This window comes from Pseudomonadota bacterium (genome assembly GCA_016195085.1).
Taxonomy (GTDB): Bacteria; Pseudomonadota; Alphaproteobacteria; order SHVZ01; family SHVZ01; genus JACQAG01.
The window spans coordinates 1-9,410 of the sequence record JACQAG010000058.1 but is presented as its reverse complement, the minus strand read 5'-3'; the positions used below and the strand labels follow the sequence as shown (position 1 = coordinate 9,410).

9 protein-coding genes are annotated in these 9,410 nt (G+C 65.9%); 4 read left to right on the top strand and 5 right to left on the bottom strand.

The genetic code is table 11. From position 1 onward, the window contains the following. Positions 1-176 precede the first annotated feature (176 nt). The 4 genes from HY058_16980 to HY058_16965 form a co-directional block, all read right to left on the bottom strand. Positions 177-1,259, bottom strand: a complete 1,083-nt coding sequence (locus HY058_16980) for a dipeptide ABC transporter ATP-binding protein (GenBank protein ID MBI3498990.1) — start codon at positions 1,257-1,259, stop codon at positions 177-179. Continuing rightward, complete coding sequence (locus HY058_16975) at positions 1,210-2,250, bottom strand: ABC transporter ATP-binding protein (GenBank protein MBI3498989.1); 1,041 nt, start codon at positions 2,248-2,250, stop codon at positions 1,210-1,212. The genes HY058_16980 and HY058_16975 overlap by 50 nt, the downstream gene beginning before the upstream one ends. A 26-nt stretch (positions 2,251-2,276) precedes the next feature. Then, the gene (locus tag HY058_16970) at positions 2,277-3,167 is read right to left on the bottom strand and encodes an ABC transporter permease (protein MBI3498988.1); all 891 of its coding nucleotides are present in this window, start codon (positions 3,165-3,167) and stop codon (positions 2,277-2,279) included. A gap of 71 nt (positions 3,168-3,238) precedes the next feature. Continuing rightward, positions 3,239-4,180 (bottom strand): ABC transporter permease, encoded by a 942-nt coding sequence (locus tag HY058_16965; GenBank protein ID MBI3498987.1) that lies wholly within the window; start codon positions 4,178-4,180, stop codon positions 3,239-3,241. Positions 4,181-4,731: 551 nt separating this feature from the next. Between HY058_16965 and HY058_16960 the strand changes: the two genes are divergently transcribed. Continuing rightward, positions 4,732-5,193: a RidA family protein gene (locus tag HY058_16960; GenBank protein MBI3498986.1), complete on the top strand. Its 462-nt coding sequence runs from the start codon at positions 4,732-4,734 to the stop codon at positions 5,191-5,193. Between the two features lie 161 nt (positions 5,194-5,354). On the opposite strand, the gene HY058_16955 is transcribed toward HY058_16960, so the two are convergent. Next, positions 5,355-6,128 carry a creatininase family protein gene (locus HY058_16955; protein ID MBI3498985.1) on the bottom strand — a complete coding sequence of 258 codons (774 nt, stop codon included), beginning with the start codon at positions 6,126-6,128 and terminating at the stop codon, positions 5,355-5,357. A gap of 71 nt (positions 6,129-6,199) precedes the next feature. On the opposite strand from HY058_16955, the gene HY058_16950 reads away from it, so the two are divergent. The 3 genes from HY058_16950 to HY058_16940 all read left to right on the top strand — a co-directional run bounded on the left by HY058_16950 (position 6,200) and on the right by HY058_16940 (position 9,143). After that, complete coding sequence (locus HY058_16950) at positions 6,200-7,384, top strand: amidohydrolase/deacetylase family metallohydrolase (protein MBI3498984.1); 1,185 nt, start codon at positions 6,200-6,202, stop codon at positions 7,382-7,384. A gap of 159 nt (positions 7,385-7,543) precedes the next feature. After that, complete coding sequence (locus HY058_16945) at positions 7,544-7,738, top strand: hypothetical protein (protein ID MBI3498983.1); 195 nt, start codon at positions 7,544-7,546, stop codon at positions 7,736-7,738. Positions 7,739-7,742: 4 nt separating this feature from the next. After that, the gene (locus tag HY058_16940; protein ID MBI3498982.1) at positions 7,743-9,143 is read left to right on the top strand and encodes an amidase; all 1,401 of its coding nucleotides are present in this window, start codon (positions 7,743-7,745) and stop codon (positions 9,141-9,143) included. Positions 9,144-9,410 lie beyond the last annotated feature (267 nt).

Genomic DNA, 9,410 nt, shown 5'->3' with positions numbered 1-9,410 from the left:
GCGCCTCAGCGAGATCGAGCAGCCGGCCGTCGCCCTCAGCGCCTGAGAGCACTATCATCAACGCCGAAATGTAGTGCCGACTTTCTGGCTAACAGATTGATTCTGCTCGACCGCTATGCCGATTCTGCGCAAGTTGGGTTAGGGTGGGGGTTCACCACGCACAATGAAATCCGGGGCTATGCCACTGCGGGCGTGCCGCCGGGTTGGCGCAGATGGCAGGCGACGAAATGGCCGGGCCGCACTTCCTGGACCGGCGGCTCCACCACCTTGCAGTGATCCATCACATAGGGACAGCGCGTGTGGAAGCGGCAGCCGGGCGGCGGCTTGATCGGGCTCGGCACGTCGCCGGTCAGGATGATGCGCTTGCGCTTCATCTTCGGCTCGGGGATCGGCACCGCCGATAGCAGCGCCTCGGTGTAGGGGTGCTGCGGCGAGGTGAACAAGGACCGCTTGTCGGTGATCTCGACGATCTTGCCCAGATACATCACCGCCACGCGGTGGCTGATGTGCTCGACCACGGCCAGATCGTGGGAGATGAACAGGTAGGAGAGGTTGAACTCGCCCTGCAGGTCCAGCATCAGATTGATCACCTGGGCCCTGACCGAGACGTCGAGCGCCGAGACCGGCTCATCGCCGATCATCAAGCTTGGATTGACCGCGAGCGCACGGGCGATGCCGAGGCGCTGGCGCTGGCCGCCGGAGAACTCATGCGGGTATTTGCGCATGGCCTCGGGGCGAAGACCGACTTTGGCGAAGAGCTGAGAGACCTTGTCGTCCTTCTCCCGTCCCTTGGCGATATTGTAGTTGAGCATGGGCTCGCCGACGATGTCGCCGGCCGACATGCGCGGATTGAGAGAGGAATACGGATCCTGGAAGATCACCTGCATGTCGCGGCGGTAGGGGCGCAGGTCGTGCTCCTTCAGCCGCGAGATGAGCTCGCCGTTGAGCTTGACCTCGCCGTCGGTGGGATCGATCAGCTTGAGGATGCATTTCCCCACGGTCGACTTGCCGCAGCCGGACTCCCCGACAAGGCCCAAGGTTTCGCCGTGCTTGATCGAGAAGGACACGCCATCAACGGCGAAGACATGGCCGGAAACCCGGCTCAAAACGCCCTTGCGAATGGGGAAATGCTTCTTGAGATTGGTCACCTCGAGCAGCGGCCCGCCCCTGGAAGAGATGCGGGACTGCGCCCGCCCCGCGACGGCAGCATCAGCCACGAGCAGCCTCCAAGACACGGTCGGTATGCCAGCAGGCGGCATGGTGGCCGGGCACCTTCTCCTCGATCGGCGGATACTGGGTGCGGCACTTGTCGGTGGCGAAGCCGCAGCGCGGCGCGAAGGTGCAGCCCGGCGGCATGTTCTTCAAGGCCGGCACCATGCCCGGAATCTCCATGAGCCGCGCCCGGTGCTCGACGTCGAAGGCGACCTTGTCGAGACGCGGCACGGATTTCATCAGGCCCAGCGTGTAGGGATGCATCGGCCGGGCAAAGAGATCGTCCACCAGCGCCTCTTCCACCTTGCGTCCGGCATACATCACCACCACGCGCTGGGCGGTCTCGGCGATGACGCCCAGATCGTGGGTGATGAGGATGATCGCGGTGTCGAGCTTCTCCTTCAGCTCCAGCATGAGCTGCAGGATCTGCGCCTGGATGGTGACGTCGAGCGCGGTGGTCGGCTCGTCGGCGATGAGCACCTGCGGATTGCAGGCAAGCGCCATGGCGATCATCACCCGCTGGCGCATGCCGCCGGAGAGCTGGAAGGGATATTCGGTGACCCGCCGCTGCGCCTCGGGAATGCGCACGAGCTGCAGCATCTCGACCGACTTGTCGAGGGCGTCCTTGCGCGACAGGCCCTGGTGCAGCATGAGCGTCTCGGAGATCTGCCGGCCGACGGTCAGGACCGGGTTGAGCGAGGTCATCGGCTCCTGGAAGATCATCGAGATATCGTTGCCGCGGATGCCGCGCATCTGCTCTTCCGACAAGTCCAAGAGGTTCTTGCCGGCGAGCTTGATCTCGCCGCCGGTGATGCGGCCGCCTTTGGCGATGAGCCTCAAGATCGACAAGGCGGTGATCGACTTGCCGCAGCCGGACTCGCCGACCACGCCCAAGGTCTCGCCCTTCTTCAGATCGTAGGAAACCCCGTCGACGGCCTTCACGATGCCGTCGCGGGTATAGAAGTAGGTCTTGAGGTCGTTGATCTCGAGAATGGTGTCGGCGGGCGTCGCCGCCGCGGCGGGGCGCGACGTCTGCATCGTCTGTGCGGTCATCGTCCCGACACTCACATGCGCCGGGCCAGGCGTGGATCCAGCGCATCGCGCAGACCGTCGCCCAGGAGATTGATCGCCAGCACCGTCACCGAAAGGAACAGCCCGGGAAAGAGGATGATCCAGAAGGCGATCTGGAAGAAGGTGCGGCCCTCGGCCATGATATTGCCCCAGCTCGGGATATTGGGCGGCGTGCCGGCGCCGATGAAGCTCAAGCCGGCTTCGATCAGCACCGCAGCGGCGCAGATGAAGGTCGCCTGCACGATCAACGGCGCGAAGGTGTTCGGCAGGATGTGCTTGATCAGCACCCAGTGGAACCGGGTTCCGATCGACTTCGCGGCCTCGATATAGGGCATCTCGCGGATGGTGAGCACCACGCCGCGGACCAGGCGCACCACGCGCGGGATCTCCGGCACGCAGATGGCGATGATGACCGTGCGGACCGAGGCGCGGCTCAAGGCCATCATCGAAATGGCGATGAGGATGCCCGGGATCGACATGAGGCCGTCCATGATGCGCATGACGATGGCATCGACCTGGCGCACATAGCCGCTGATGAGGCCGATGGTGAGCCCGATGACGGTCGAGATCACGGCGACGAAGCTGCCGACGATGAGCGAGATGCGGGCGCCGTAAATCGTCCTTGTATAGACGTCGCGGCCGAACATGTCGGTGCCGAACCAGTATTGCGCCGAGGGCGGCTTCAGGCGGCGGGCCGGCGCCAGCGCCAGGGGATCGCCCGGGGCGATGAGCGGCGCGAAGATCGCCATGGCAACGATCAGGAGCAGCATGCTCGAGCCGATCATCACCGTCGGATTGCGCCTGGCGAAGTAGAGGAACTTCGAAAGCCGCGTTTCCTCGCTGATCTCGATCGCTTCCAGGGCGGCCGGGGTGGTGGCGGTCATGACCAGCGTCTCCTTGTTCGATCTCTCAGGTCCACGTGTCGGGTCCGGCTCATCCCTTGGGCTCTAGGCGCTCAGTAGCGAATGCGCGGATCGAGGAAGGTGTAGAGGATGTCGACCGCGAGATTGATCACCACATAGATGCCGCTGAACACCAGGATCACCCCCTGGATGATCGGATAGTCGCGGCGCAGGATGGCATCGACGGTGAGCCGGCCGAGCCCCGGAATCGCGAACACGCTCTCGGTGATCACCGCGCCGCCGATCAAGAGCGCCACGCCGTAGCCGATGACGGTGACGATCGGGATCGCGGCATTCTTGAGCGCATGCCCGATCAGCACGTTCGGCGTCGCCAGGCCCTTCGACTGCGCGGTGCGGATGTAGTCCTCGGCCAACACCTCCAAAACCGAGGTGCGGGTCATGCGGGCGATCAGCGCCATGTAGGCGGAGCCCAGCGCCAGCATCGGCAGCGCCAGGTTCTCCGCGAAGGGACGCAAGCCGCGAGCGATCGGGGTGTAGCCCTGGACCGGCAGCCACTCGAGCTGGATCGAGAAGGTATAGATCAGCAGATAGCCGACGACGAACACCGGACAGGAGAATCCCAGCACCGAAAACGCCATGACCGCGCGGTCGATGATCGAGCCCGCCTTCCACGCCGCCACCACACCCATCGGCACCGCCAGGCTGACGGCGAAGATCATGGTCACGCTGGAGAGCATCAAGGTCGGCTCGAGCCGCTGCTGAATGAGACGCGAGACCGGCAGATTGGAGAAGATGGAGACGCCGAGATTGCCCTGCGCCAGGTCCCACACCCATTTGCCGAACTGCACCAGGAACGGCTCGTCCAAGCCCAGCTTCTCGCGGATGCGGGCGATGTCGTCGGCGGTGGCGAGATCGCCGGCGATGATCGCGGCCGGATCGCCCGGGCTCAAGAACAAGAGCGAGAAGACGAAGACGCCGACCACGGCCATGACCGGGATGGTGGCAAGGAGGCGGCGGATGAGAAACGCGTACATGGCGGTCAGCCTACCTGTCGTTCATGCCGTTGGCGCAGCCGCGGGACGCGCCGTCAAACTGGCTCGAGGTGAACGCTGCACGCGGTTGCAACCGCCCGCCCGACGCCATGCGCCCGACCGGTCGTTGCCAACCACAATGCTTCCGCCTCGCGGCTTTTGCCGCGCCCCCAGACGCCGTCAGCATACGCCGCACTGCCTTGTTCTTGTAAATTCTTTGTCAGCTTGCGGGCGAGTGTGCGAAATGCATGCCATCCCGTCAATGCGGCTTTCCGCTTCCCGCCTCCGGCCCGCAACCGGAACGGGCATCCCGTTCTGAACCCAGCCGTTTTGCTGTCGCCCGGCCCGAACCGGGCAAGGCCGACCACGGCCAAGCGGTCGCGGCGCAGCCTGCATGGCGACAGACCGTCCCCCAGCGCCTGCCCGGTGAACTTGCAGCGGCCCGGCCGCGTGCCTAAGCGGCGATCAACCGCCGCCCGCCTGCGGCGCTGCTGCATGCCGGCCCGGGAGCGATTAAAGTCGCCTCCTTCCGTCGTCAAACCAAGGACAGATCCATGAAGATCGAGGCGCGCTTGAAGGAGCTCAAGATCGAGTTGCCGCCGGTGCCGCAAGCCGGGGGCAACTATGTGCATTGGGTCCAGACCGGCAATCTCCTCTACCTCGCCGGCAAGGGGCCGCTGGCGCCCGAAGGCAAGCCGCGGCCCACCGGCAAGGTCGGCACCGAGGTCACGATCGAGCTGGCCTACCAGCATGCCCGCTCGGTCGGGCTCGTCCTGATCACGGTCATGAAGGAGGCCTTGGGCGATCTCGACCGCGTCAACCGGGTGGTCAAGGTGCTGGGCATGGTGAACGCCGCTCCGGATTTCGGCGATCAGCCGAAGGTGATCAATGGCTGCTCCGACCTCTTTGTGGAGGTCTTCGGCGACAAGGGCCGCCATGCGCGCTCCGCCGTCGGCATGGGCAGCCTGCCCAGCCGGATTACCGTCGAGATCGAGGCGATCGTGGAGGTGAAGTAGGTCGGTACAGCCGACCTTCTTGCTCCCTCCCTCGCCGCAGGCGGGGGAGGGCTGGGGTGGGGGCACGCCGCAGACGACCCCCACCCTACCCTCCCCCGCCTGCGGCGGGGGAGGGAAAGTAAAATCAGCGGCGTCGAGAGGCATCACTCGGGGTCCCATCCTCAGATCGGCGCCGTCCAGAACGCCTTGGTGGTGAGGGCCGCGGCCAGCTCGCCGGCGATGGCTTCCAAGAGGCGCTCGCCCTTTTCCGGGGTGGCGGTGGCGGCCTCGCCGATGACGCCGTTGGGCGAGCGGGTCGAGATGTAGCGCCAGCGATAGGCCTGAGGATTGGCCCCGGCGATCGCCGAGGCGCCGGGAATATAGGGCCCATGCGCTTGGCTCAGCTCGTCCCGATTGATGAGGTCGGGATGGAGGGCCAGCATCATCGAGGTCTCCGCCTCGCACGCATGCAGGAGCGCCTTCTGCCGCTCGAGGATCTTCGCGATCTCGCCCTGGGCGATACCCCAATAGGTTCCGTAGGCCAGCGGGATCTTGAACTCGATGGTGAGCTCGGTGACGATGACCTCGAGGGGAGCCGTATTTCCGCCATGGCCGTTCAGCACGAAGATGCGCTTGAAGCCGTGCTGGGTGAGCGAGCGCACGACACAGCGCATGACCGCCAGCATGGTCGGGAAGTCGAGCGTGATGGTGCCGCCCAGGCGCATGTGATGCTCGGACATGCCGAACCAGATGGTGGGCAGCACGGCGATGGGCTCGCTCTCCTGGACGATGCGGGCGGCGCGCAGCGAGACCTCGCTCGCCAGCCTGGCATCGACCATGACCGGCAGGTGCGGCCCGTGCTGCTCGGTGGCGCCGATCGGCACCAGCACGATCGCGTCGCGCTGCGCCAAGTTGCGCAGCTCATGCGCCTTCAGGCGCGACCACTCGATTTCCATCGGATGAACCTTCATCTTGCCGGTCGGAAAGATTTTTCGAATACTATAGGTCCAGCCACGAGGGAACTCTTATGTACGATTTTGTCTTGAAGGGCGGCCGGGTGATCGACCCGAGCCAGGACATGGACGCGGTTGCAGACGTCGCCTTTACCCGCGGCAAGGTGGCTGCGGTCGGCAAGGATCTGAAGGCGCCGAAGGGCCAAATCCGCGACGTCTCCGGCAAGATCGTCACCCCCGGCATGATCGATCTGCACACCCACGTCTACCACCTCGGCACCTCGATCGGGCTGGATCCGGAGCTGACGGCGCGCCAGGGCGGCTGCACCACGCTCATCGATGCCGGGACCGCGGGGCCGGCCAACTTCATGGGCTTCCGCCGCCACGTGATCGAGCCCTGCCCGGTCCGCGTGCTGGCCTATCTCAACATCTCCTTCCCGGGCATCTACGCCTTCGGCTTCACCACCATGGTCGGCGAGTGCCAGGACATCCGCTTGATGGATCCGGCCGCCTGCCGCGAGGTGGCCGCCGCCAACCGCGACCTCGTCGTCGGCATCAAGGTTAGGGTCGGGCGCAACGCCAGCGGCTCGAATGGCGCGCTGCCGCTCGACATGGCGATCGAGGTCGCCGACGATCTCGGCATGCCGGTCATGTGCCATCTCGACCATCCGCCGCCCTCGCGCCGCGACGTGCTCGACCGCCTCCGGCCCGGAGACGTGCTGACCCATTGCTTCCGCCCGTTCCCCAACGCCCCCATCGACGGCGGCAAGCGGGTCAGGGCCGAGATCCTGGAGGCCCGCGCCCGAGGCATCTACTTCGATGTCGGCCACGGCGCCGGGTCTTTCGGTTTCAAGACCGGGCGCGCCATGATCGAGAATGGCTTCTACCCCGACTGCATCTCGAGCGACGTGCATATCCTGTCGATCGACGGGCCGGCCTACGACAATCTGGTGACGCTGTCGAAGTTCCTGTGCATGGGCATGCCGCTCGGCGACGTCATCCGCGCCGCCACCAGCAACCCGGCAAAGGCGGTGCGTCGCCCCGAGCTCGGCACGCTCAAGCCGGGTGCCGCCGGCGATGCGGTCGTCATCGACCTCGTCAAGGGCAAGCACCACTATGTCGACGTGGTCGGCGAGACCCTGATCGGCAATCAGCGGCTGGTCTCGGCCGGCATGGTGGTCGCCGGCAAGTGGTGGGATGATGGCGCCGAAAGCCGACGTCAGCTTCCCAAGCAACCCTCGCGCGAGGCCGCGGATTAGGCCAAGGAGGGCCCCCACCCCGGCCCTCCCCCGCGCATGCGCGAGGGAGGGAGATTGAGAGGCACTTTGGTCCCTCCCTCGCCGTCCTCGGCGGGGGAGGGTTAGGGTGGGGGCAATCGCATCGCAGTTCGGTGCGAGAAGGCAAAGAGGAGAAGGTCAATGTCAGAAACCAACAAAGCCATTGACGCCGTGCGCTTGCTCCGCGAGCGCGCCGGCCTCGACTATTCGCCGGAACTGGCGGCGGCCTGGGCGGAAGCGGACAAGCTCATGCAGGAAATGGCGCAAAGCCTGCCCCACGACCTCCCCTACGCGGTCGAGCCCGCGCATATCTTCTCGGCCCGCGCCCGGGATTGAGGGCATGACCGGCGATTTGCATTTCCTCACCGTTGCCGAAGCGAGCAAGCGGATCGGGCAAGGCAAGCTCACGCCGATCGAGCTCGCCGAGGCGTATTTGGACCGCATCGCGCGCTTGGACAAGCGGCTGAACAGCTTCGTGCTGCTCTTGGTAGAGCCGGCGCGGCGCGCGGCGCGGAAGGCCACCAGCGAGATCAAGGCGGGACGGCGCCTCGGCAAGCTGCACGGCATCCCGATCGGGCTCAAGGATATCTATTCAACGAAGGGTATCCGCACCACCGCCCATTCCAAGCTGCTGATCGACAACGTGCCCAAGGCGGACGCGACGGTGACGGCGAAGCTGGCGCAATCCGGCATGGTGCTCATGGGCAAGCTTGCCACCCATGAGTTCGCAACCGGCGGTCCGGCCTTCGATCTGCCGTTTCCGCCGGCCCGCAATCCGTGGAACACCGAATGCTTCACCGGGGGGTCCTCGTCCGGCTCGGGTGCCGCGGTCGCCGCCGGCCTGTTGCCGGTGGCCATGGGCAGCGATACCTCGGGCTCGATCCGCGGGCCTTCGGCCTTCTGCGGCGTCGCCGGATTGAAGCCGACCTATGGGCTGGTCAGCCGCGCCGGCGTCGTTCCCCTCGCCTTCTCCCTCGACCATTGCGGGCCTCTGGCGTGGACCGTCGAAGACTGCGCGCTCATCATGGACGCGATCGCCGGCCATGATCCGGCCGACCCAGCCAGCGCCAGGAGAGCCGTGCCGCGCGCCACCAGCGGGCTCAAGGGCGGTGTGGCCGGCATGCGGATCGGCGTCGTCCGCCACTTCTATGAAATGGATATGGAGGCGACGCCGGAAGCCCGCCAGGCGATCGAGGGAGGGCTCAAGGTCCTGAAGCGGCTCGGCGCCAAGCTGGTCGAGGTCAAGCTGCCGCCCTTGTCGGATTGGGATGCGGTCTGCCGCGTCATCCTGCAGGCGGAGGCCTTTGCCATACACGAGCAGGACCTCAAGACCCGGCCGCAAGACTACGCCAAGGTCACCCGCGAGCGACTCGTCTCCGGGGCGATGCTGCGCGCGGTCGACTACATCCAGGCGCTCCGCCGCCGCGCCGAGCTCGTCGCTATCTACGCGGACGCGATGCGCAAGCTCGATGCGCTGGTGACCGGCTGCTCCGGCACGCCGGCGCCGCGCATCGCCGATTTGGTGAAGCTGCCCTCGTTCGGTGTCCGCGGCAAGCTGATCATGAGCCCGTTCAACGTGACGGGCGCGCCCGCGCTCTCCGTGTGTTGCGGCTATTCCAAGGACGGCTTGCCGCTATCGATGCAGATCGCGGGCCAGCCCTTCGAGGACGCAACCGTGCTCCGCGTCGGCCACGCCTATGAGAACGCCACCGAGTGGCGGAGCGTCAGGCCGAAGCTGTAAGGGCGGGCGCCTCAGCCGAGCTCAGGTCGTGCGCGCCACCAGCCTCGCCTGTTGCCGCGCACGATTGTCGAGGAATGAGCGGGCCACGCGTTGCAACCGATGTTGCCCTCTAGCGATCGTGTCCGATCATGTTAAGGGTTATCAGATGCCTGCCCGGCACGGAGAGTGCGGCGGGTTCTGAGGGCAGGCGTCTGATAAGCCTCAGGGGAGGAAACCGCGGGCAGGAAAGGGTGCGACGGTGCGGCGGGTTCGAGCTATGGGGATTTG

Coding starts and splice junctions, on each gene's coding strand:
- HY058_16980 (MBI3498990.1), bottom strand. CDS start 1,259: ATGCCGCCTGCTGGCATACCGACCGTGTCTTGGAGGCTGCTCGTGGCT.
- HY058_16975 (MBI3498989.1), bottom strand. CDS start 2,250: ATGCAGACGTCGCGCCCCGCCGCGGCGGCGACGCCCGCCGACACCATT.
- HY058_16970 (MBI3498988.1), bottom strand. CDS start 3,167: ATGACCGCCACCACCCCGGCCGCCCTGGAAGCGATCGAGATCAGCGAG.
- HY058_16965 (MBI3498987.1), bottom strand. CDS start 4,180: ATGTACGCGTTTCTCATCCGCCGCCTCCTTGCCACCATCCCGGTCATG.
- HY058_16960 (MBI3498986.1), top strand. CDS start 4,732: ATGAAGATCGAGGCGCGCTTGAAGGAGCTCAAGATCGAGTTGCCGCCG.
- HY058_16955 (MBI3498985.1), bottom strand. CDS start 6,128: ATGGAAATCGAGTGGTCGCGCCTGAAGGCGCATGAGCTGCGCAACTTG.
- HY058_16950 (MBI3498984.1), top strand. CDS start 6,200: ATGTACGATTTTGTCTTGAAGGGCGGCCGGGTGATCGACCCGAGCCAG.
- HY058_16945 (MBI3498983.1), top strand. CDS start 7,544: ATGTCAGAAACCAACAAAGCCATTGACGCCGTGCGCTTGCTCCGCGAG.
- HY058_16940 (MBI3498982.1), top strand. CDS start 7,743: ATGACCGGCGATTTGCATTTCCTCACCGTTGCCGAAGCGAGCAAGCGG.